Source organism: Streptomyces sp. AgN23 (genome assembly GCF_001598115.1).
In the GTDB taxonomy this organism is placed as follows: domain Bacteria; phylum Actinomycetota; class Actinomycetes; order Streptomycetales; family Streptomycetaceae; genus Streptomyces; species Streptomyces antimycoticus.
This window is the reverse complement of record NZ_CP007153.1, coordinates 445,492-467,133: the sequence shown is the minus strand read 5'-3', so window position 1 is coordinate 467,133 and position 21,642 is coordinate 445,492. Positions and strand designations below refer to the sequence as shown.

20 protein-coding genes and 2 pseudogenes are annotated in these 21,642 nt (G+C 71.6%); 12 read left to right on the top strand and 10 right to left on the bottom strand.

All coding sequences use genetic code 11. The annotated features are described in order from the left end of the window. Positions 1-6: 6 nt before the first annotated feature. The 3 genes from AS97_RS02270 (at position 7) to AS97_RS02260 (ending at position 3,003) form a co-directional block, all read left to right on the top strand. Positions 7-1,467, top strand: coding sequence for a cytochrome P450 (locus AS97_RS02270; RefSeq protein ID WP_086708355.1), 1,461 nt, complete (start codon positions 7-9; stop codon positions 1,465-1,467). Positions 1,468-1,471: 4 nt separating this feature from the next. After that, positions 1,472-2,581: a Rieske 2Fe-2S domain-containing protein gene (locus AS97_RS02265; protein WP_079059576.1), complete on the top strand. Its 1,110-nt coding sequence runs from the start codon at positions 1,472-1,474 to the stop codon at positions 2,579-2,581. 125 nt (positions 2,582-2,706) lie between these two features. Further along, complete coding sequence (locus AS97_RS02260) at positions 2,707-3,003, top strand: acyl carrier protein (protein ID WP_125756568.1); 297 nt, start codon at positions 2,707-2,709, stop codon at positions 3,001-3,003. A 77-nt stretch (positions 3,004-3,080) separates the two neighbouring features. Here the strand turns inward: AS97_RS02260 and AS97_RS46755 are convergent. The 4 genes and pseudogenes from AS97_RS46755 to AS97_RS02245 form a co-directional block, all read right to left on the bottom strand. Then, positions 3,081-3,320, bottom strand: a pseudogene (locus AS97_RS46755) (SAM-dependent methyltransferase); the annotation flags it as partial. Positions 3,321-3,425: 105 nt separating this feature from the next. After that, on the bottom strand, positions 3,426-5,657 hold the full coding sequence (locus AS97_RS02255) for a xanthine dehydrogenase family protein molybdopterin-binding subunit (protein WP_210564246.1): 2,232 nt from the start codon (positions 5,655-5,657) through the stop codon (positions 3,426-3,428). 9 nt (positions 5,658-5,666) lie between these two features. Beyond that, entirely contained in the window at positions 5,667-6,650 is a 984-nt protein-coding gene (locus AS97_RS02250; RefSeq protein ID WP_210564245.1) for a xanthine dehydrogenase family protein subunit M, read from the bottom strand. Further along, a complete protein-coding gene (locus tag AS97_RS02245; protein WP_079059575.1) occupies positions 6,647-7,216 on the bottom strand; it encodes a 2Fe-2S iron-sulfur cluster-binding protein in 570 nt (189 codons plus the stop codon). Before AS97_RS02245 ends, AS97_RS02250 begins: the two co-directional genes overlap by 4 nt. A 339-nt stretch (positions 7,217-7,555) precedes the next feature. Between AS97_RS02245 and AS97_RS02240 the strand changes: the two genes are divergently transcribed. Then, positions 7,556-9,679: an ATP-binding protein gene (locus tag AS97_RS02240; RefSeq protein WP_210564244.1), complete on the top strand. Its 2,124-nt coding sequence runs from the start codon at positions 7,556-7,558 to the stop codon at positions 9,677-9,679. Here the strand turns inward: AS97_RS02240 and AS97_RS02235 are convergent. Continuing rightward, positions 9,606-11,372, bottom strand: coding sequence for a hypothetical protein (locus tag AS97_RS02235; protein WP_210564243.1), 1,767 nt, complete (start codon positions 11,370-11,372; stop codon positions 9,606-9,608). The genes AS97_RS02240 and AS97_RS02235 overlap by 74 nt on opposite strands. Before the next feature lie 230 nt (positions 11,373-11,602). Between AS97_RS02235 and AS97_RS02230 the strand changes: the two are divergent. The 5 genes and pseudogenes from AS97_RS02230 to AS97_RS02210 all read left to right on the top strand — a co-directional run. Beyond that, positions 11,603-12,573: pseudogene (locus tag AS97_RS02230) on the top strand (AAA family ATPase); the annotation flags it as partial. A 172-nt stretch (positions 12,574-12,745) separates the two neighbouring features. Next, positions 12,746-12,976 (top strand): DUF6480 family protein, encoded by a 231-nt coding sequence (locus AS97_RS02225; RefSeq protein ID WP_086708359.1) that lies wholly within the window; start codon positions 12,746-12,748, stop codon positions 12,974-12,976. A gap of 167 nt (positions 12,977-13,143) precedes the next feature. Further along, positions 13,144-13,659, top strand: a complete 516-nt coding sequence (locus tag AS97_RS02220) for a DUF6328 family protein (RefSeq protein ID WP_210567118.1) — start codon at positions 13,144-13,146, stop codon at positions 13,657-13,659. 127 nt (positions 13,660-13,786) lie between these two features. Further along, complete coding sequence (locus AS97_RS02215; protein WP_210564242.1) at positions 13,787-15,265, top strand: ornithine decarboxylase; 1,479 nt, start codon at positions 13,787-13,789, stop codon at positions 15,263-15,265. Positions 15,266-15,430: 165 nt separating this feature from the next. Next, positions 15,431-16,408 (top strand): iron-containing redox enzyme family protein, encoded by a 978-nt coding sequence (locus tag AS97_RS02210; protein WP_210567117.1) that lies wholly within the window; start codon positions 15,431-15,433, stop codon positions 16,406-16,408. Here AS97_RS02210 and AS97_RS02205 read toward each other — a convergent pair. Further along, complete coding sequence (locus tag AS97_RS02205; RefSeq protein ID WP_185929744.1) at positions 16,388-16,528, bottom strand: hypothetical protein; 141 nt, start codon at positions 16,526-16,528, stop codon at positions 16,388-16,390. The two genes, AS97_RS02210 and AS97_RS02205, sit on opposite strands and share 21 nt — an antisense overlap. A gap of 62 nt (positions 16,529-16,590) precedes the next feature. Between AS97_RS02205 and AS97_RS02200 the strand changes: the two genes are divergently transcribed. Then, complete coding sequence (locus tag AS97_RS02200; RefSeq protein WP_210564241.1) at positions 16,591-17,658, top strand: acyl-CoA dehydrogenase family protein; 1,068 nt, start codon at positions 16,591-16,593, stop codon at positions 17,656-17,658. Between the two features lie 44 nt (positions 17,659-17,702). Here the strand turns inward: AS97_RS02200 and AS97_RS02195 are convergent, their stop codons facing one another. Then, positions 17,703-17,882, bottom strand: coding sequence for a hypothetical protein (locus AS97_RS02195; protein WP_201724519.1), 180 nt, complete (start codon positions 17,880-17,882; stop codon positions 17,703-17,705). A gap of 125 nt (positions 17,883-18,007) precedes the next feature. Between AS97_RS02195 and AS97_RS02190 the strand changes: the two genes are divergently transcribed. Then, positions 18,008-18,196 (top strand): hypothetical protein, encoded by a 189-nt coding sequence (locus AS97_RS02190; protein WP_059146398.1) that lies wholly within the window; start codon positions 18,008-18,010, stop codon positions 18,194-18,196. 21 nt (positions 18,197-18,217) lie between these two features. Here the strand turns inward: AS97_RS02190 and AS97_RS02185 are convergent, their stop codons facing one another. Continuing rightward, positions 18,218-18,505, bottom strand: a complete 288-nt coding sequence (locus AS97_RS02185) for a YiaA/YiaB family inner membrane protein (RefSeq protein ID WP_059146397.1) — start codon at positions 18,503-18,505, stop codon at positions 18,218-18,220. A gap of 363 nt (positions 18,506-18,868) precedes the next feature. Here AS97_RS02185 and AS97_RS02180 point away from each other — a divergent pair, with 363 nt between their 5' ends. Further along, positions 18,869-19,744: an LLM class flavin-dependent oxidoreductase gene (locus AS97_RS02180; RefSeq protein WP_059146396.1), complete on the top strand. Its 876-nt coding sequence runs from the start codon at positions 18,869-18,871 to the stop codon at positions 19,742-19,744. 6 nt (positions 19,745-19,750) lie between these two features. Here AS97_RS02180 and AS97_RS02175 read toward each other — a convergent pair whose 3' ends face one another. Together AS97_RS02175 and AS97_RS02170 are read right to left on the bottom strand one after the other, a co-directional pair. Next, the gene (locus AS97_RS02175) at positions 19,751-20,410 is read right to left on the bottom strand and encodes a hypothetical protein (RefSeq protein ID WP_059146395.1); all 660 of its coding nucleotides are present in this window, start codon (positions 20,408-20,410) and stop codon (positions 19,751-19,753) included. Further along, a complete protein-coding gene (locus AS97_RS02170; protein ID WP_210564240.1) occupies positions 20,407-21,150 on the bottom strand; it encodes a MerR family transcriptional regulator in 744 nt (247 codons plus the stop codon). The genes AS97_RS02175 and AS97_RS02170 overlap by 4 nt, the downstream gene beginning before the upstream one ends. Positions 21,151-21,642: the final 492 nt, after the last annotated feature.

Here is a 21,642-nt window from a genome sequence, read left to right as displayed (position 1 = left end):
TTCCCCATGACAGACACGAGTACCGCCTCGGCCGGGTCGGTGCCGCTCGCCCCGCGGGCGTGGCCGCTGCTGGGCCACGCGCTGCCGCTGCTCCGTGATCCGTTGGCGTTCATCATGTCGCTGTCCGGATACCGGGAGATGGTCCGCGTCCGGCTCGGCCCGAGCTCCGCCGTGATGATCTGCGACCCCGACCTGACCCGGCAGGTGTTCCTCAACGACCGGACCTTCGACAAGGGCGGCCCGATCTACGACCGGATCCGCGAGGTGATCGGCGACGGCCTGTCCACCTGCGCCTACCCCCTGCACCGGCGGCAGCGCCGGCTGTGCCAGCCCTCGTTCCACCCGACCCGCCTCGCCGGTTACGGCGCGGTGTTCGCGCGGGCGGCCGCGGCCAAGGCGGGCTCCTGGCGGGACGGCGACGTCCTCGATGTCACCCAGGAGATGATGACGCTCACGACGCGGGCCACCATGGAGACGATGTTCAGCGGCGCGCTGCCGGCGGAGACTATGCAACGGTGCCTGGCCGACACCGCGGTGATCGTGAGCGCGTTCTTCCGCCGGATGATGACGCCGGCCCTGCTGCGGCGCCTGCCGACCCGGCAGAAGCGGCGCTACGACGACGCCCGCACCCGGCTGGCCGCCACCATCGCGGAGATCATCGCCGAGCGGCGGGCCGATCCGACCGACCACGCCGATCTGCTCTCCACGCTGGTCGCCGCGGTCGACGAGGAGAGCGAGGACGGCCGACGGCAGTTGAACGACGCCGAACTCGCCGACGAGGCACTCACGTTCTTCCTCGGCGGCATGGAGACCACGGCCATCACCCTGGCCTGGGCGCTGCACCTGCTCGCGACGAACCCGGACGTCCAGCACCGTCTGAAGGCCGAGACCGACCGGGTCCTGGCGGGCAAGAAGCTCGACCCCGCGCATCTGCCCTCGCTCGGCCTGGCCTCCCGGGTGGTGACCGAGACCCTGCGGCTGTATCCGCCGGCCTGGATGATGACCCGTGTCGTCCGGGAGGACGCCGAACTGGGCGGCGTGCGGTTCAAGGGCGGCAGCACCATCGTGCTCAGCCCCTACCTTCTGCACCGCCGGGCCGACCTCTACGACGAGCCCGACCGGTTCGACCCGGACCGCTGGCTCGACGCCCAGCCCGACCGGGCCACCTACATCCCGTTCGGCGCCGGTGCCCGCAAATGCATCGGGGACCAGTTCGCCCTCACCGAGGCCATCCTGGCGCTGACCGCCATCGTCGACCGCTGGGCGCTGACCCCGGTCGGCGACCAGCCGTTCCAGCCCAAGGTGGAGACCAGCCTGAGTTCACGGGGACTGCGCCTGCGGCTCACCGAGCGGCGGTCCTCCGGCGCCGGCGACGCGGAACGGAGCGCCGCCGCACCGCTGTCCGCCTCCGTCCAGCCGTCCACCCAGCCGGGCGCCGCCGCCTGCCCGGTGAAGCACGGGAAGTGATCTCATGAGGCCTCACCTCAAGCCCCTGGTGAAGCAGTTGCTCGGCTCCCGGGAGATCAGCCTGCACACGGCGGAGCCGGCCGACACCCTGCACGCTGCCTCACGGCCCTACCCGAACGGGTGGTTCTGCCTGGCCTTCAGCGACGAGCTGCGGGCCGGGTCCCTCACCACCCGGCGGCTCGCGGGCGCCGAGGTCGTCCTCTACCGGACGGCCAAGGGCGTGCTGCGGGCGGTCCGGCCCCAGTGCCCGCACCTCGGAGCCCATCTCGGTGTCGGCGGATCGGTCGAGGGCGAGGACATCGTCTGCCCCTTCCACCGGTTCGCCTTCGATCCGTCCGGTGCCTGTGTGCGCACGGGCTATGACCAGCCGCCGCCGAAGGCGTCGCTCACGCAGTACCCGGTATGCGAGGCCAACGGCGCGGTCTACGTGTGGTGGCACGCCCTCGGCATGCCCCCGCAGTGGGACGTCCCGCTCTTCCCGATGGACGACCGGCAGCCGTTCAGCCACGCCACGTTCGACATCGCCGGTCACCCGCAGGACGTCATCGAGAACGCTTTCGACTGGGGCCATCTGCCGGCCCTGCACGGTCTGGAGGAGGTCGACATCGAGGGCCTGCCGGTGACGGGGGAACCGGTCAGCACGGTCACCGCGACCGCGCGCAACACGATGATGCGGGGGTTCCACCAGTCCTACACGCTCACGGTGATCGGACTGGCCACCATCGCGGCACGGACGGTCCTGCCCGCGGGTGCGGGAAGCCTCTATGTGATGCTCCACGCGACCCCGACCGCCCCGGGGCGGATGCAGGTCCGCTTCGGCACGAAGCTGGAGCTGAACGGACTCCCGGGGGTGCCGGACTGGCTGGGGCGCCCGGCGGTGATGCCCGTGGCCCGGCTGCTCAGCGAAGTCCTGCAACGGGTGGGCAGTGTCGACACCGGCGCGGACCTGCTGATGTGGCACCACCAGGAGCATGTCGCGCGCCCCCGGCTCGCCAAGGGCGACGGTCCGATCGGCCGGTACCGGCAGTGGGCGCAGCAGTTCTACACGGAACCCTCGGGCGATCTGGTCCCCTCGCGGCCCGAGCGCTCCGAGGTGAGCCGCTCGGAGGAGTGAGCGCAGGCGACCGGGCACGGGATGGCGGAGTCACCGGTCGACCTCGGCCGGCGACGGCCGGACGACGAGGCCCCGGGGCGGATCGAAGGCGCTTCTACGAGCACGAGGGAGAAAAGGGCATGGCCATGTCATCAGACCGGGCGGTTCCGGAGCCCCTGGGCGACCCCGGCGACATCGAGACGGAACTGCTGCGGCACCTCGAACTGCGGACCGGGAAAACCTGGTCCGCCGACGCGGACGTCTTCGGCTCCGGCGGGCTGTCCTCGCTCTTCGCCATGGAACTGGTGGTGCACCTGGAGCGGACGTACGGCATCGCCGTGCGCGGCGCGGATCTCCAGATGGACAACTTCAGGACCGCGCGGAGCATGGCCGCGCTGGTCGGCCGCCTCCGGCGGCCGGCCGTGGGCGGCTCCGGCGCGTGACGCCGCCGCCGCGGCGGCCCCGGCCGTCTACTCGTCCGAGCCGGCAGCCGACGGCGGTACCTCGACGACGAAGAACAGACGGCACCACGCTCGCGCAGCGCGGCGGACAGCGGCCCCGAGCCGCAGCCGGCGTCCAGCACCCGGCGACCGGCCACGTCTCCGGCGAGGGCTAATACCGCGGGCCGCGCGTAGTACGCGTTCACGAGGCTGTTCTCGGTTTCCGCCGAGTACGCCTCGGCGAAGCTGTCGTAGTCATTCACTCGGGCCGGATCCGTGGGCTGGGCGAGAATCTCGGGCATGTCGCTCACTCGGTCCATCGCCGCAGCCCAGCGTTCACATGATCCGCCGGACAGAACCCAGGCTGCCCAGCCCCTCGAAGCACGTCCTGCCGGCCGGCACATCGGCATGGCCGTCGCGCGCGTTCAGGCGTCCTCCATGGGTGGTAGCCCGGGCAACAGCTTCTCCAGCGTGACGGGGAAGTCGCGCACACGCACACCGGTGGCGTTGAACACCGCGTTCGCCACCGCCGCACCGGCCCCGCAGATGCCCACCTCGCCGATGCCCTTCGCACCGAGGACATTGGCCTTGTCGTCGTATCCGTCCAGGACGACGGCCTCGACGTCGGGGATGTCGGCGTTGACGGGCACCAGGTATTGCGCGAGGTCCCGGTTGACGAAGGCGCCGGAGCGTGGGTCGACGACGGCCTCTTCCTCGAGGGCGGCGCCGGCGCCCCAGATCATGCCGCCGATCAGCTGCGAGCGGGCCGTCTTCGGGTTGAGCAGGCGGCCCACGGAGAACACGCCGAGCATCCGCCGCAGCCGGATCTCGGCGGTGTCCGCGTCGACGCCCACTTCGGCGAAATGGGCTCCGTAGGTGTGGATCGAGTAGTTGGTGTAGTTGGGCTCATCGCCCATGAAGCGGGTCTCGCCCTCTGCCTCCACACCGCCGGGGTGGTTGCGTGCGACCAGCTCGCTCAGCGGCTCCGACGCGCCACCGATACGGACGTCGCCCTCGGAGAACACGGCGTCCGCCGGGTCCAGGCCCCGCAGCGCGGAGCGGGTGTCGTCGTGCGCCTCGGCCAGCAGTTTCCCGCGCAGCGTCGCGCACGCCCGGTGCACCGCGGTGCTGGAGTTCGCGGCGCCCCACGAGCCACCGGATCCCCAGCTGGTGGGGTTGTCGGAACGTCCGAGTTCGATGCGCACCCGTTCGGGCGGCAGGCCGAGCCCGTCGGCCGCGACCTGAGTGAGGATGGTGTACGTGCCGGTGCCGATGTCGGTCATGTCCGTCTGGACGACGGCGGTGCCATCCGCCTCCAACCGCACCCGTGCCGCGGCCGGCCCTTGGAGATGCACCCGGATGGCGACGGCCATCCCGCAGCCGACCAGCCACCGTCCCTCGCGCCTGCTCGCAGGAGTGGCGGGGCGGTGCTCCCAGCCGAACTGGCTCGCGCCTTCGCGCAGACATTCGACCAGGTGCCGGTCGCTGTACGGCACGCCTCGCTCGGGGTCGAGGGTGGGCTCATTGCGGATCCGCAGCTCGACCGGGTCCATCCCGAGCGTATCGGCCAGCTCGTCCATCGCCGACTCGACCGCCAGCAGGCCCGGCTCCTCGCCCGGCGCGCGGACGTCCGTCCCACGCGGCAGGTCGAGCGGCGTGAGCCGGTGACTGGTGAGCCGGTGGGGCGCGGCATAGAGGCTGCGGCCGGTGGCGGCGGTCTGCTCGGCGTACTCCACGTCCGGGTTGGTGTGCATCGTGACGTCATGGGCGATGGCGGCCAGCCGTCCGTCGCGCTCCGCGCCCAGTCGGACCCGCTGGTTCGATGTGGGGCGCATGCCGACGAGCTGGAAGACCTGCTGCCGGGTCAGCGCGACCTTGACCGGCTGGTCCAGTTCGCGGGCGGCGAGCGCCGCCAGGATCGTCTCGGAGTGGATGCCCAGCTTGGATCCGAAACCGCCGCCGACGAAGGGGGTGAAGACGTGAACCCGCGCCGGGTCGATCCGCAGCGTGTTGGCGATCGATGCCTGCGCCGCGTCGACGATCTGGGAGCTGACATAGACGATCAGGTCCTCATCACGCGGCGCCACCAGGCACGCGTTCGGTTCGATGGGCAGGGAGAGCCCGTACGGCGTCGTGTAGTGCTGGTCGACCTTGACCGCCGCGCCGGCGAATCCGGCATCGAAATCGCCCACCGACGTGTCCGTGGGCAGTCCGGCGTTGACCGTTTTCGGGACGTACGCCTCACCTTCGTGCTCGGCGAAGGCGAAGCGCCCCCGTCCGCCGGCGTACTCCACCTCGATGAGCCCGGCCGCCGCCCGGGCCTGCTCGAAGGTCTCGGCGACGACCAGTGCCACCGGCTCGCCGTAGTAGTGGATGTCCGGGCCGGTCAGCACCGGCTGGGCGCGCCAGTATTCGAACGGAATGGACTCATCGCGGATGCCCTGCTCGGGGGCGTTGCGATGCGTCATCACCATGCGCACTCCGGGTGCGCCTTCGGCGTCCTTGGAGTCGATCTCGATGATGCGCCCCTTGCCGATCGTCGCGCCGACGATGAACCCGTAGAGCGGTTGGCCGGCCTCCCAGTGCTCGTAGGCGTAGGCGGCCCGGCCGGTGACCTTCAGCGGGCCGTCGACACGCTGCATGGCTTGCCCGATCATCTCGCCTCCTCAGCTCGGCTGGGCCGCTTGCGCCAGCGTGCGGCACAGCGTGCGCTTGGCCAGCTCGATCTTGAAGTCGTTGTCACCCCGCCCGACCGCGTCGCGCATCGCCGCCTCGGCCGCGGCGCGACAGGTGGCCATCGTGGCCGGACGGCCCGTCAGCGCGTCCTCCGCCTCGACGGACCGCCACGGCTTGTGCGCCACTCCGCCCAATGCCACGCGTGCCTCGCCGATCGTTCCCTGATCGGCCGGGACGATGGCCGCCACCGAGACCAGCGCGAACTCGTACGACGCCCGGTCGCGCACCTTGCGGTAGATCTGCCGGCCCGGCGGGGGCGAGGGCAGCGCCACGGCCGTGATCATCTCATCGGGAGCCAGCACGGTCTCGATGTTCGGGGTGTCGCCCGGCAGCCGGTAGAAGTCCGTGATGGCGACGCGGCGCACCGAGCCGTCGGCCCGGAGCAGCTCGATCTCCGCGTCGAGCGCGGCCATCGCGACGGCCATGTCCGAGGGATGGGTGGCGATGCAGGAGTCGCTGGCGCCGAGGATCGCGTGTATCCGGTTGAACCCGCCGATCGCCGCGCAGCCGGATCCGGGGGTCCGCTTGTTGCAGCCCGCGGCCGTGTCGTAGAAGTAGGGACAGCGCGTGCGCTGCAGCAGATTTCCGCCGGTGGACGCCTTGTTGCGCAACTGGCCCGAGGCCCCCGATACCAGCGCCTCCGACAGCACCGGATAGCGCGTGCGCACCCGGGCATCGGCGGCCACGTCGGAATTCCGCGTCTGGGCGCCGATGCGCAGCCCGCCGTCCGGCAGCTCCTCGATGTCCCGCAGCGGAAGCCGGCTGATGTCCACCAGATGGCTGGGATCCTCGATGTCGAGCTTCATCAGGTCGAGCAGATTGGTGCCGCCGCTGATGAACTTCGCGCCGGCTCGCGCCACGGCGGTGACGGCGTCCTGTGTGTCCGTCGCCCGCTCGTAGGTGAAGGACCTCATCGCGGGCCTCCCTCCGCGCTGTCGCGGATGGCCGCGACGATGTTCGGATAGGCGGCGCACCGGCAGATGTTGCCGCTCATCCGCTCCCGGATCTCGTCATCGGTCAAGGTGATCCGCGGCGCGGACACGTCGGCGGTGGCGTGGCTGGGCCAGCCCGCGGCCACCTCGGCGAGCATGCCGACGGCCGAACAGATCTGGCCGGGAGTGCAGTAGCCGCATTGGAAGCCGTCACGCTCGACGAAGGCCCGTTGGACGGGGCCCAGGTGGTCGGGATCGCCCAGGCCCTCGATCGTCACGATCTCGTCGTCCTCATGCATGACCGCGAGCGTCAGACAGGAGTTGACGCGCCGGCCGTTGATCAGCACCGTGCACGCACCGCACTGCCCGTGATCACACCCCTTCTTGGTCCCGCTCATGCGCAGCTGCTCGCGCAGCGCGTCGAGCAGCGAGGTCCGCGGATCCACCTCGAGACGCCGCACCTGATCGTTGACGTTCAACGTGATCGCCGAGAGGGGGGCCGGCTCGCCCCGGCTCCGCCTCATGGCGTCCGTATCCGAAGCGCTCATCACGGCCCGCCTTCCTCACTCGGTGCAGAGGCCACCCCGGATGTGCGGCGCCACTGCCGGGCGCGACCCCGCGGCCCGTCGCCACTACCCGGGCACGCTCCCCTCTTCCCAGCGTCTCGCAAGAATGTGACCGTCGCACCGCGAGGGTTCCGTCACCGGCGGCGCGGCTGCCACCCCTTCCGCATCCCGAGGGAAGTGACGGTGTGTTGCGCGTCTGTCGCCTATCGTGGTCGCGTGGGCGGCCGTCGAGCGGAGTTGGCGAGACTCGGCTGTCTCCTGTGGTGGCTGCGGGGATACAGTCCGGCCAAGGTCCGGATGGGTACCAGGGGAGGGGCTGGTGTGTTCGAGGTCGTGACGGTGAGTGCGCTCACCGCATTCCTCACCGCGGTGGGGAACGGCGCCGCCGGGGAGATGGGCAAGCAGATGCTGCTGTCGACGGGCGCACTGGTGAGACGGACCCTGGGGCGGGAGACGCCGCTGCCGGCCACCCCGGAGGGGTGGGAGGTGCTGGCGCGGGAGATGCACGCGCGCCTCAGCGGGGATCCGCGGCGCGGTGGCGAGTGGGCCATTCTGCTGCGGACCTTGCAAGACGACGACGTGGCGCTCGTCCCAGGAGCCGGACTCCCGCCTGCCACACGGGATTTCACTGACCGTCAGTCCGTCTTGCGGCGGCTGAAGCGCGAGGCGACCCGCGCCGCGGCGGGGCGGCCACGCGTCGCGCTGTTATACGGGCCACCCGGGATCGGAACCAGCGCGGTGGCTCTCCACTGGGGTGCCCAGCAGATCGCTCAGTACCCCGACGGGCAGTTCTACGTCGACCTTCGGGACGCCGCGGGGGAGAGCGGACTGGAGCCGTCTGCCGTCGTGCTGCGCCTGCTGGGGCAGATGGGTGTCGAGCCCGAGGGGATTCCGCCCGCGGAGTCGGCGCGCGTGGGCCTCTATCGCCGGTTGCTGGCCGGCCGCAGGGCGCTCGTGGTGATCGATCACGCGTCCTCGGCCGCGCAGGTCCGCGCCCTTGTCCCGGCCACGCCGGACGTCTTCCTGCTGGTGGTCGCCTCCGGTCCGGCCTTGGCGCTGGAGGCGGAGCGCATCGAGGTGCCGCCGCTGAGCGACCGGGACGCGGTGAAGATGCTGCGCAAGGTGGCAGGCCCGGAGAAGGTGGCGCTGGCCAAGCCCCGGATGCCGTCCCTGCTCGGCCACTGCGCGGGCAACGCCTTCGCTCTGAAGGCCGCGGCGATGAGTCTGCTGGCCGAGGAGCCGCCACTGCCGGAGGACGTGGCGGAGTCCACGGCGCGCCATCCGGTCCACGGCATGGTGCGCAGCGCCTGCCGCCGCCTTCGGCCGGAGACGGCACGGCTCTGCCGGCTGACCGCTTTGGGCGGCTGGCCCGCGATCGACGCCCGGCTGGCGGGGGACACCGCCGCGGTCGGCCAGGAGGAAGCCGCCGGGATGCTCGCCGAAGCGGCCGACGCCCAACTGGTGGAGGCCCTGGGCGACGGCCGCTACCGCTTCCGGCCCGAGGTACGTCGCGTTCTGGCGGACACCGCAGCCCTGGAACACGGGATCCCGGAGTGCTCCGCGGCGATGTCCCGGGCCCTCGACGGGCTGCTGAACCGAGCCCTGCACGCCGCGCACGCGGCGCTGCCGCAGAGCTGGCGGACCGAGCCGGCACCGGCGCAGGGCACTGCGTACCGTGACGAGGCCGAGGGCATGGCGGCGCTGCTGGCCGAGACCGGAAACGTGGTCCGGGCGGTGTCCGTGGCGGAGGAGTACCAACACATCGACACGGCGATGCGCATGGCCCGCGCATTGTGGCCGGTGCAGCTGAAGGCCGGGTTCTGGGACGAGGTGCTGCCCGCCCTGCGGATCGCGGCCCGGTGTGCCGACCGGCATCACGCGGATTCCCGCATGGCGGGCGCGCTCCACTTCCAACTGGGCCACTGCCTGGGCGAATTGAGGCTGTGGAACGAGGCCGACCGCGCGGTGCACACCGCCGCCGCGTGTGAACGCGCCGCGGGACACCTACGGGGCGAGGCGTCGTCCGTCGAGATGCTGGGCCTGCTGAAGCTGAACGACTGGCGGTACGACGCGGCATACGAGCGGTTCGTCGAGGCGGAGCGCATCTACCGGCGGATCGCTCCCGGCCAGGAAGGCGCGGAGGACCTGCCACGTGCCCTCGCCCTGGCCGAACGCCACCAGGGGCGAGCCCTGCGCGGTCTGGGCCGGCTGGAGGAATCCCGCGTCCTCCTGGAGACCGCGCGCGACTTCTTCGCGGAACGGGGAGAGGCGTACAACCAGGCCCGCGCCCTCACCGACCTCGCCGAGACGCTGCACGACGCCGGCGACCACGCCGGGGCGCTGACGAAGATCGCCGAGGCCGAGCGCCTGCTCAACCCGGAGAAGGCGACTCCGCACCTGAACCATCTCGCCCGTCTGCGGCTGAGCTGCCAAACCCCGCGCTAGCGGGCACCACCGCCACCGGGTGCACGCCGCCGGCCGTGTGCACCCGGAGGGTCGTCCCACCGGGCGGCACGGTCCGGCCGCCCGCAAGCCAGGCGTGCAGCGAGGAGGCGTACGCGGCCGGGTCGGCGTCCGCGCCCGGGCCCGCCCTCAGGTGGAACACGCCGTGATCCCGGCCGCGCACCGTGCACCGGTCCGGCCCGCTCACATACACGGCGAGCGCACAGTGCGGATGCCGGTCCAGCACCTCCGCGCTCCACTCCTCCGGGCCACCGAGGCGGGGGTCGTCCGGCTGCCCCTCGCGTACGATCACGTCGGCCAGGGCCAGGTCGCCGGGGTCGCGGGTGTCCTCGTGTACGGCGAGGTGGGTTTCGCCGACCGCGTCGTACGGGTGCCCCGTGGTGCGCTCGATCCGGACCTCGGTTCCGTGCACATGGGTACGGACGTTCAGAGGAGCCGTGCGCCGTGGGGGATCGTACGGCGGCAGGGGCAGCGGCTCCAGCAGCGCGGGGGCCGCGGGCTCGGGGAGATCCATCAGGCCGTAGAAGAGCCGCCGCAGCAGCGCCGCCGAGGCACCCGGGGCCGAGCTGGTGAACTCCGCCGGACCGGCGAGCGGGCGGTGCCACGCCAGCAGTTCCTCCAGCTGATCCCGTGGCGGGCCATGCGGATCGAGCCGCGGGGCCTCCCGGACGAACGTGGCGAGTGGCGCCGCGGGATCCAGCCTGTCCTGTGTGGCGGACGCCAGCAGTACGGGGATGCCCAGCGCCGCGGCGTAGTAGGAGACCGCCCCGAAGTCCCCCACCACGACATCCGCCGCCAGCAGCGCCTGCCGCCAGGCGTGCACGGGGTCGATCAAGGTGAGACCGCTGCGGCGGGCCCGGTCCAGCCACACCCGGATCTGCCCCGGGCCGTGCCCGTACCAGATGTTCGGATGCAGCACGGCCACCAGCCGGTAGTCGTCGGCCGGCAACTCGGCGGCGAGCCGTGGCAGCAGACTCGGCAGGATGTCATGGCCACCGCCGTTTCCGAAGAGACCCTCCGGATTCCAGGTGGAGTTGAGCACGACGAGCCGCTGACCGCGCCGCACGCCCAGAGCCCGCCGGAACCGCTCACGGTAGGCGCGGCCGGCCAGCAGGCGGTCGAAGCACGGGTCGCCCGCGAGGACGGCCGCCTCTTCGGCTTCGGGGCATACGCGCCGCAACCGCTCCAGCTGCTCCGGGTGGGACAGCACGAGGCCGTCCACGAAGGGTTCGCCGTTCGCGAGCAGCCACTCCGGTGACAGCCCGAACGTCGGCTCGCGGCCTCCGGCTTCCGTCACCAGCAGCTTCTTGGTGTATCCGACGCCATGGGACAGTACGGCTAACCTGCCGTGAAGGCGGTCGAGTCGACCACCGAAGCTCGCGGAAACCGCCAGGTCCACCGGTGTTGCCAGCGCCTGTTCCCAGGGCAGCACGGGCAGCCCCAGCTCGGCGAACAGCTCGCGGATTCCCCCTTGGAAGGCGGACGACTCCGTCGACGTGGCCAGCAGTTGCACCCGAAAGTCGTCGTGGAACAGCGGCAGCACGTCCAGCAGGCGTCCGGCGGAGGTGACGTTGTGCACCACCAGCAGGACGCGGCGAGGGGTGGCCCGGCTGGCCCAGCGATCGGAGCCTTCCCCGACCGGGACCCGAATCGCCAGGGGATCGGCTGGCCCCACTCGCCACCTCCTGCTGGTCACGCGATGTCCTCGGTATGCCGGATCACCCTAGCCAGGTGACGAGCGCACGCTGACGCCCGGCCGCGACGTGGTCCGTGACGGCCGTACGGGCCGGGGGAGCGCAGGTGCAAGCCGGGCGCCTCCCGGGCACCCGCGCCCGGAACGGATCACGCCTGGCAAGGCAGCGGGCCCGGTCCGCACGCCTGGCCGGGACCGTGGAACGGAAGGCCATGAGCAGCGGTTTCATGGGTCCGGGGGACTCCGGCCCAGGCCCGTTCGAGGAATTCATGGCGCGATTCCTCGGCGGCGGGCCGCGCCCCGGCCGCCGCCACATCGACATCGGCCGCCTGATGAGCGATCCCGCCCGGCAACTCGTCGCCGACGCTCCTACGCCGCCGAACACGGCAGCACCGCTCTGGACACCAAGCATCTGCTGCGTGCGGCGCTGGCCACCGAGCCGACCCGGGCTCTGCTGGCGGGGGCGGGCGCCGACACCGACGCGCTGGCCGCGGAGATCGACCGGACGAGTGGCGAGGGACCGCCGCGGACCCAGCTGTCCATCACCCCCGCGGTCAAGCGCGCCCTGCTGGACGCGCATGAACTGGCCCGTGCCCACGGCGACTCCTGCATCGGCCCCGCCGACACGCGCACCCTGGAACGCGAAGTCGAGCGGCTGACCCGGGACAAGGACCAGGCGGTGGCCGCGGAAGAGCACGAGCGGGCCACCGAACTGCGCGACCGTATCGGCGAGTTGAACCGCCGAAGGGAGGCCGACCACGGCACGGAGCCCGATGACGGGCAGAGCCTGGAGGTCACCGCCGAGGACATCGCCGAGGTGGTCTCCCGCCAGACCGGGATACCGGTCAGCAACCCCACCCAGGAGGAGAAGGCCCGCCTGCTCGGACTGGAGGAACACCTTCGCGAGCGTGTCATCGGGCAGGGCGAGGCCGTCGGCGCGGTCGCCGAGGCGGTGCTGCGCTCCCGGGCCGGGCTGGCCGACCCCGGCCGTCCCATCGGCAGTTTCCTCTTCCTCGGCCCGACCGGCGTCGGCAAGACCGAGCTCGCGCGGGCGCGGGCGCTGGCGGAGGCACTGTTCGGCAGCGAGGACCTGATGGTCCGGCTGGACATGAGCGAGTACCAGGAGCGGCAGACCGTCAGCCGGCTGGTCGGCGCCCCACCCGGCTACGTCGGCCATGACGAGACGCGAAGCAACCGTGACGCTCACGGTGGGCCGCGAACGCCACGCCGTGCCCGGCGCGCTTTCCGCCGTATCGTGGAAAGAGTTCCACCGGGGCCACCGCCTCGTACGGGTCGTGCGGGGTGGCGGGCCCCGGGCAGGCGGCGCCCCGAAGGTGGAAAGGAGCGCATCGGAGATGGATCAGACGAACCCAGTCCCGGACCCCGAGCGCAACTCCGGACTACGGCCCAGCGTGGGCGTGCCCCCGGGGGAGACCCCACCGGCCGAGGGCGGCCTCTCGGAAGCGGGCCCCCAGGAGACGTACAACCCCACGAAGGGCTGGTCGAAGGGCCCCACGATCATCATTTGGGCGTTTGTGGTGCTGTTCGCGGCCTTCTGCGTCGCGTTCGCGATCGCCGTGCTGTAGGTGACCAGGGAGGCCCGGCTCCCGCGTGCCTGGCACTCGGGAGCTGTCGAAGCGCCTTGTGCCAGGTGTCGCTCTCCTTCCTCTCCACCGACTCGTGGTCTCGCACGGTCATGTTCACCTTTTGGAGTGGCTGGGAACACGGGGGTGGACGCGGAGGAGGCCCGTTGATGCATGACGACCACGAGGCGCCGAGGAACGAGGACGGTGGAGTGCGGTCCGGCCGGGTGGAGACCCGGGAGGAGCGGGCCGACCGCAAGTGGGCCGAGTTGCTGCAGGAGGTGAGGGTGACGCAGACGGGCGTGCAGATTCTCTTCGCCTTCCTGCTCACGGTCGCCTTCACCCCGCACTTCCAGAGCCTTGGCCAGGTGGACCGGTCCATCTATGTGGTGACCGTCCTTCTGGGGGCGGCGGCCACCGGAGCGTTGATCGCGCCGGTTTCCTTGCACCGGATCGTCACCGGACGCCGGCTGAAACCGGAAACGGTGGCCTGGGCCTCCCGCTTCACCGTGGCCGGGCTGGTGCTGCTGCTGTGCACGGTGGCATCGGCGCTGCTGCTGATCCTGCGTGTCGTCGTGGCCGACGCCACCGCGTTGTGGCTGGCGGCCGCGGCCTTGATCTGGTTTGTGCTCTGCTGGTTCGTCCCCGCGGCCTGGCTTTTCCATCGCTCGCGCAGGGAGAGCTGAGGGTCGCTGAAGGGCCGCTGACACGGGCCACTGAAGGTCCGCTGACGGGCCCCTGAAGTCCGCTGTGGGCTGCGACGCCCGGCCGGGCGCACGGTTTCCCGTCCAGGTGGCGGGGCACCCGTGGCCCATGGATCATACGCAGGCTCCCGTCCTGGAGGCCCTGGCCCGCTACCACGAGCGTGGGGCCCTCCCCTTCACCCCGCCCGGGCACAAACAGGGCAGGGGCGCCGACCCGGAGGTCGTCAAGGTCCTGGGTGAGGAGGTGTTCCGCGCCGACCTCCTCGCCTTCGGCGGCCTGGACGACCGGCTGGGGTCGGGCCGCGTGCTGGAGCGTGCCGAGGAGCTGATGGCGGACGCGGTGCGCGCCGAGCACACGTTCTTCTCGACCTGCGGCAGCTCGCTCTCCGTCAAGGCGGCGATGCTGGCGGTCGCCGGCCCCCACGAGACGTTGCTGGTGGGCCGGGACGCCCATAAATCGGTGATCTCCGGTCTGATCATGTCCGGTGTCCGGCCGGTCTGGGTGGAACCCGAATGGGACGGTGCCCGCCACATCGCCCATCCCCCGTCCGCCGCGTCATTCGAGCGGGTGTTCGATGCGCATCCGGAGGCCAGGGGCGCCCTGGTGACCAGCCCCACTCCGTACGGATCCTGCGCCGATCTGGCGGGGATCGCCGAGATCTGCCATCGGCGCGGACGCCCGCTGATCGTCGACGAGGCGTGGGGAGCGCATCTGCCGTTCTGTTCCGAGCTGCCGAGCTGGGCCATGGACGCGGGTGCCGACGTCTGCGTGACCAGCATCCACAAGATGGGCAGCGGCCTGGAGCAGGGCTCGGTGTTCCATCTGCGCGGCGACCTGATCGACCCGGCCGTCCTGAAGTCCCGCGCCGATCTGCTCGGCACCACGAGTCCGTCCGTGCTCCTCTACGCGGGAATGGACGGGTGGCGTCGGCAGATGGCGCTGAACGGCGAAGAACTGCTCGGCGCCGCGCTGCGCCGGGCGCATGCGGTGCGCGAGGAGATCGCGGCCATCGACGGACTGCACGTGGACGGGCGCGCGGACTACGTGGGCCCGGGTCTCGCCGTTGACTTCGACCCGTTCCCGGTCGTCATCGATCTCACCGAGTTCGCGGTCAATGGCTACCGGGCGGCCGACTGGCTCCGGGAACACCACGACATCAACGCCCACCTGGCCGACCACCGGCGGATCAGCACCCAGCTCACCCACGCCGACGACCCCTCGACGACCGGCCCGCTGCTCACCGCGCTGCGCGACCTGGTCGGCCACGGGGACGATCTGCGGCCCGCTCCGGAGGTGGCCGTACCCGCACCGGGCGAGTTGCGGATGGAGCAGTCCTGCCTGCCGCGGGACGCCTACTTCGGCTCAGCGGAGGACCTGCCCGTGGCCCGCGCGGCAGGCCGGGTGGCGGCCGAGATGGTCACCCCTTACCCACCGGGTATACCGGCCGTGCTGCCCGGCGAGGTGCTGAAGCAGCCGGTCCTGGACTATCTGCGCACCGGAGTGAAGGCTGGGATGAACCTTCCCGACGCGGCCGACCCCACGCTGAACACCATCCGCGTCCTGGTCGAAGGGACGGGAGCCGACTGAGGCACCGGCGCAGGTCGGCTCGAGGCGGGGCCGACCACAACAGAGATGGCCACACAACAGAGATGGCCACCACGACAGAGACAGCCCACCACAACAGAGACGGTCACCACGACAGACGCAGAGGGAACAGTGAGCGAAACCCGTCCGGAGAATCCGACCCGGCTGATGCCCCTGCCCACGGCGCGGGGAGAGGTGTCCGGCGCGCTCGTCGACGCCCTGGTACGGGAGCCCGGCGGCGCGACACTGCCCATCGGCCCGTCGCTCCAAGAGGCCGATCCCTACGGCGATGATCTGCAGCTCGCGCTGTACGTGTGCTACGAACTCCACTACCAGAGCTTTTCCGGTGCGGATGACGCGTGGGAGTGGGACCCGGATCTGCTCCGGGTACGGCAGGCACTGGAGCACCGCTTTCTGGCTGCGCTGCGCTCCGATGCCACCACCCACGACGACCCGGACACCGCCGTGGCCGAGCTGCTGGTGGAGCCGGCCGACGGAACGGGAGTGTCGCACTACCTCCGGGACGAGGGCGAGCTGTGGCAGCTGCGTGAGTACATCGCGCATCGGTCGCTGTACCAGCTCAAGGAGGCCGACCCGCATGTGTGGGTCATTCCGCGACTGCGCGGCCAGGCCAAGGCGGCGATGGCGGCGGTGGAGTACGACGAGTTCGGGGCCGGGCGCGGCGACCGGGTGCATGCGGAGCTGTTCGCCGATCTGATGACCGACCTGGCTCTGGATCCCACGTACAACCGCTATCTGGACGCCACCTCGGCGCGGATGCTGGCAGTGGTCAACATGATGTCGCTGCTGGGGCTGCACAGGGCGCTGCGCGGCGCTCTGGTGGGACACTTCGCGACGGTCGAGATCACCTCCTCACCCGCGTCCGACCGGCTGGCCCAGGCACTGCGACGGTTCGGTGCGGGCGAGGCGGCGGTGTTCTTCTACACCGAACATGTGGAGGCCGACGCCGTCCACGAGCAGGTCGTACGCCATGGGGTGATCGACGAGCTCCTGGAGCGCGAACCGGGACTGGCCGCGGACGTGGCGTTCGGCGTCGATGCCACCGTGTTCCTGGAAGACCGCCTCGCCGGGGAGCTTCTGGGCGCCTGGCGGGAGGGCCGGTCCTCACTCCGCGCCCCGCTGTGATCCCGGCTGTCCCGCTTCCTCGGACTCCGGCTCGGGCGCCGTCGCCCCGGTAGCGCGGCCAGGCAGCGCGAACAGCGCCACGGCCGCGCCGACCAGGCCGGCCGCCACTCCGACGCTCACGCGTAAGCTGCTCGACGCCGCAGGACATCGCACACGCCGACGAGCCAACGAAAGGAGCGGTCATGACCGCCCCGGCCCCGACGCTGATCGAGGCGGCCCGGCGCCTCGCCGACGAGGTGCTGGCGCCCGGTGCCGAGTCCGCCGACCGCACGGGCGTCTCCCCGGCCACGATCGCCGAGGTCAAGAGATCCGGGGTGCTCGGGGTGGGCGGGCCGGCGGCGTACGGCGGGGTGCAGGCGCCGGACACGGTCGCCCGTGAGATCGCCGAAATCCTCGCCGGGGCCTGCTGTTCCACCTACTTTGTGCAGGCTCAGCACCACAGCCCGGTCAGGATGCTCTCCGCCGCCGACTCCCCGGCGCGCGAGCGGCTGCTGCGGCCGCTGTGCGACGGCACGCTGCTGTCCGGTATCGCCTTCTCCCATCTGCGGGCCTACCCACGCAAGCCGGTGCGGGTCACCCGGGTCCCGGGCGGCAGGCGCTTCGACGGCCGGGTGCCGTGGTACACCGGCTGGGGCCTGAACGACGTGATGCTCCTCGCCGGGGTCACCGACGACGGCGAGGCGTTGTTCGCCTTCGCGGACGCCCGTGAGCAGCCCGGTCTGCGCCCCACACCGCAGCTCCAGCTCGCCGCGCTGACCGGCACCCGCACAGTCGGCCTGGAGCTGGACGGCCTGGTGGTGCCCGAGGAGGCCGTGGTCTGGAGCCGTCCCTACGAGGAGTGGGCGGTCGCGGACCGGCCGAAGAACACCAACCCCAACCCGGCCGTGTTCGGCGTGGCCGGCGCGGCCCTGGACCTGCTGGAGGCCGCCGGGGACGCGGAGGCGAAGGAGACGGCGCAGGTGCTGGGCGAGCGGCTGCGTGAGGTGCGCCGGGAGGCGTACGCGCTGGTGGACGAGGTTCCGGCGGGGGAGTGCCTGGCGGACCGGCTCGCGGTGAAGACCCGGGCCTACGACGTGCTGCGCGCCGCCACCACGGCGGCGATCGTCGCGGGCGGCGGCCGGGCGTTCGGTCTCGGCAGCCCCGCGCAACGGCTGGCCCGGGAGGGTCTGTTTCTGGTGGTGCAGGGGCAGACCGCCGACGTCCGCAGTGCCCATCTGCGGGCATTGCGTGGTGATCTGCCGCCGCCATAGGCGCGATCGGTGGCCCGGTCATGTACGGTCCGCGCGCGCCCCGCCTACTCCAAGCCGGACGCCCCGAGGATCCCCCGGGTGGCCGTGTTGTCGAGGCGCCGGCCCAGCAGCCGCAGGATCTCCGTGCCGTGCCGCGACGTACCGCGTTCGAGGGAGCGCCGCGCACCGGGATCCAGCTCATGCCACAGCAGGGGATCCGCGACCAGGACGCGGAGGTCGAGCATCCCCCGATGGCCGTAGACGTCCCGTAGGACCAGGCGGGTGGCGATCCGGCTGTCCAGAGGACGGGCCGGGGCCTCATGGCGACAGTGATGACCTGGCCGCCCGACTCCTCCGCCCGGGAGGCGTGGTGCGCGCGGATGCCGATGGTGTCGTCGTCGTGCGCCGCGAAGACGTGCCGGACGTCATCCGCACGTCTCGGGCGCGTGTCGAGGCGGAAGACGCGTATATCGCCGACTACCGCGTCGGTGAGAGCGTGATCGAGGCCAGCCGGCCGGCCGAGGTGCTGGAGGCCAAAGGGCTTGTCGTCGACGCGTAGTGGCGGGCGGCCCGAAGGCGTTCACAGCTTTTCGAAGGGGTCGTGTGCGGCGAGCAGCTTGTCCACCCGTGCCTGGTCGACCCGGCTGACGATCTGCCCGGCCTCCTGCCGGTCCCGGATCACCTTGGCCAGGGTGAAGGCGGACGTCACCAGGTAGAGCACGGAGATGGCCAGGAAGCCGCGCACCCAGGCGTCGGCGCTCAGCTGGAAGATACCGATGGCGGTGGCGGCCATGGCGACGGCGAAGGAGGCGACCGCCTGACCGTAGAACGCGGCCGTGCTCTGCTGCTTGACCGGTGTCTCACTCATGCGGACAAGGATCGGCGGATGCGGCGGTCCGCGCATCCGTCCGGATACTCAGAAGGTACTCAGAAATCGGGCGCGGTCGTCCGCCCGCCTGGGCCGGGTTGTGAGCCCCGCGCCCTTGTCGCCGTCGTTCGCCGCGCCGCTCGGTCCGCCTCCGGACTTGCCAACCGGAACGGCGTTCCGTATCGTTTCCGGAGCGACGTTCCGTTTCCTTGTGTTGTCAGAGCAGGGACCCGGCGACCACGCCGCACATGGCCACCACGCCTCCGTATCCTTCCGGAAGTTGGCCGGCCAGAAGCTGTTCCGCTTGAACCTCGGCAGCGCGCTCCAGGTGCCGCTGCCGGTGCCGAAAGGACCGACGGCTCCATGTCACACACACCCCCGCCCCGTTTCGGGATCATGACCGCCCCCATGCAGGTCGACTACCACGACGTCCTTCGGGTCTGGCGCGAGGCGGACGCGATCCCGGAGATCGAGCACGCATGGCTCTTCGACCACCTCATGCCGATCGGCGGCGACCCGGACGGACCGGCCTACGAAGGCTGGACGCTGCTGACGGCCCTCGCCGCCCACACCCGCCGGCTCCGGCTCGGCTTGCTGGTGACCAGCAACAGGTTCCGGCCGCCCGCGATGCTGGCCAAGATCGCCACGACCGTCGACGTCGTCTCCGACGGTCGGCTGGAGTTCGGCATCGGCGTCGGCTCACGACCCGGCCACCCCCTGGCCCGGCGTGAGTACGCGGCACACGGCCTGCCCTTCCACGACTCCGCGCACGCCGTGGGCAGCCTCGCCGAAGCCTGCACGCTGATCCGGCGGCTATGGACCGAGGAGAAGCCGTTCGACTTCCACGGCACCTATCACCAGCTCACCGGTGCGTTCGGCAACCCCAAGCCCGTCCAGCGCCCCCACCCTCCGATCGTCATCGGCGGACGCTCGTCCGCCACGCTGCGCGTGGTCGCCGAGCACGCGGACGTGTGGAACATGCCCGGCGGCGAGATCGGCGACGCCGTCAACCGCAGCGCACTGCTGGACCGCTACTGCGCCGAGATCGGCCGCGACCCCGCAGCGATCACCCGCTCGATCGTCCTGCCCGTCTCCTACGATCAGCCCGGTGTCACCCGGGCCGCGATCACGGAGGCGATCGACGCGGGCTTCCAGCACATCATCCTCGGCCTGGCGGCGCCTTACCCCGCCGATGTCGCACGGTGGGTCACCGACGAGCTCATCAGCGCATCGGCCTGACGGCTCTCAGTCGGCATCCGTCCGAACCCGGGTGAGCGCGGCGACCGCCTCCCGCGGATCGTCCGCGTGAAACCGCAGCGTGCGGGCGAAGCCCTCCGCGCCCAGCGGTCGCACGAACTTCACCGGTTCCGTCAGCTCCACCGTCACCGTGGTCTGGCTGCCCACCGCGAGGTCGAGCACCCCGTCCGCGCTCACCCGCACCAGCCGCCCGTCGGGATAGCGCCGGTCGACCCGGGCGGTGGCGATGGCGGCGGCCGGGACCCGCAGGTCGAACAGCGCGCCGTACCGTACGCGCACCGAGCCGTCGGACCCCACGACATGCGGCCGCACCACGCAGGCCGCGTGCAGGGCGAGGATCAGCACCACCCCGTACACATCGATGACGAGCAGGACCGCGTGCACGGCCGGCCATGGGATCACCATCGCCAGCGCGACCGTCTCGACGACCGAGACGAACAGCATCCCGTACATCATGGCCGTCTGGGGCCCGGTGTAGGCGACGGCCAGCGCCCCATCGGGGATCTGGTGGCGGCGCCGCAGCACCCACAGGGCGAGGCTGTGCAGGGACCGGATCTCGTGTGCGAGGAGCCGGTACACGGCCACCGGGAGCAGGCTGCGCAGCGCGCCCCTCAGCCACGCCGCCGCCCGTGCGATCGGAGAACTCATGACGCCCTCCTGTCGCGCAGCTGGGCGGTCAGCTTCTCCATCACCCGGCGCACCACCGCGGCCTGGGCGGGTGAGTAGTCGGCGAGAAGCGCCTGCTCGAAGCCGGTCGCCGTGGGGCCGCCCTCCGGGATGGCCTCCAGCAGCTCGTCCGGTACGGCGGCGACGAGGTCGTCGGCCAGCGCCGCGATCCGCGGATCGTCCTCCTCGGCCCCGTCCAGCTCGTCCAGCCTCTCGTACAGGGGAAGTATGGCGGGGTCCTCGGCCAGCGGCCGGAGCGCCGCGTACACCGCGTCCCCGCCGACGATCCCGTCCATCAGGATCAGGTGCTCGCGGTCCTTGGCGGCGGCCGGCGAGGAGGTGGCGGGCGCGACCTTCAGGAGCTCCATGAGCGCGGGGGAGAGCGGTGCGTCCGGCGTGAGCGGGTCCTCCAGAAGGGTTTTGAGGACCCTGCGGCGCTGCTGGATCTCGTGTTCCTGGCGCGCGAGGTCGGCATCCAACTCGCCCAGCACTTCGGTCAGTTCGCGCCCGGCGTCGTCCGCGAGGACGTCCCGCACCTCGTCCAGGGCGAGCCCGAGCTCGGTCAGCCGCCGGATCCGGGCCAGCAGGATGGCGTCCCTGAGGCCGTAGACACGGTAACCATTGGCCCGCCGCTGGGGCTCGGGCAGCAGGCCGATGTGGTGGTAATGCCGCACGGTCCGGGAGGTGACTCCGACCAGCGCGGCGATCTCTCCGATGCGCATGGTGCCAGTAGAAACCCTGCCGCTACGACAAGGTCAAGCGCGGCCGTGGCCGGCCCGGGCTCCGCCCGGCGGGCCCTCGACGGCGCCGATATCGGGGCGGCCGCGGTAGAGCGGGGCGCCCCGGTAGTCACGGCCGCCGTTGTCCGGGGCGACGGTGCCGTTGCCGACCAGCGGTGAGCCGCGCGACCGGCGTGGCCGCGTCGAGGGCGGCGGCCGCGAGAAGGCCGAGCGGCCGCCGGCCGAGTCTGACGGATCGTCGTCCAGGTGTCATTCGTCGGATGGAGGGCTGTCGCGGCCAGTGTCAAGAGTCTGGATGCGCATGCCCGACAATCACGCAGGACAAGGGGGAGTTCGCCATCTTGGATGGCGTCCCATGGGCGGGCTCGCGCGGTGGGATGGGGTGGGCCGCGGCTCTCGTCCGGCGATCCGGCGGCGACCCGTGTAGGGGGCAACGGCACGGTAGCGTAAGGAGGTCGAAATACGGTCAGGTGC